At 56.8% G+C, this 629-nt stretch carries 1 protein-coding gene; it reads left to right on the top strand.

The annotated features are described in order from the left end of the window. A partial coding sequence (locus AB4Z35_RS29980) for a polysaccharide biosynthesis protein (protein ID WP_442101158.1) occupies window positions 1-629 on the top strand: 629 nt, incomplete at both ends.

Raw genomic sequence — 629 nt, 5'->3', positions numbered from 1 at the left:
TGTAGACACTGTCTATCATGCGGCGGCGTATAAACACGTGCCGATGGTTGAGCACAACATCGCTGAAGGTGTGCTGAACAACGTGGTGGGTACGCTCAATACCGCCCAGGCGGCATTGAAAGCCGGTGTTGCCAACTTCGTACTGATCTCGACAGACAAAGCCGTACGGCCCACCAATGTCATGGGCAGCACCAAGCGGCTGGCCGAGCTGATGCTGCAGGCGCTGAGTCGAGAGTTGGCTCCGGTGTTGTTCGCAGATGCGAGCAATGTTTCGCGAATGAACAAAACACGCTTCACCATGGTACGGTTTGGTAACGTCCTGGGATCGTCGGGTTCGGTCATTCCGTTGTTTCACAAGCAGATCAAGTCAGGCGGTCCGCTGACGGTCACGCATCCGAAGATCACTCGATACTTCATGACCATCCCTGAAGCGGCGCAGTTGGTGATTCAGGCGGGCTCCATGGGGCAGGGTGGTGATGTTTTTGTCCTGGACATGGGCGAGCCCGTGAGGATCGTCGAGCTGGCCGAGAAAATGATCCATTTGTCCGGCCTGAGCGTCCGTTCGGAAAAAAACCTGCATGGTGACATCGCTATCGAATTCACCGGGCTGCGTCCGGGCGACCGGGTGA

Origin of the sequence: Pseudomonas sp. KB_15, assembly GCF_052114525.1 — a bacterium.
GTDB lineage: Bacteria > Pseudomonadota > Gammaproteobacteria > Pseudomonadales > Pseudomonadaceae > Aquipseudomonas.
This window is presented reverse-complemented; position numbering and strand designations above follow the sequence as displayed.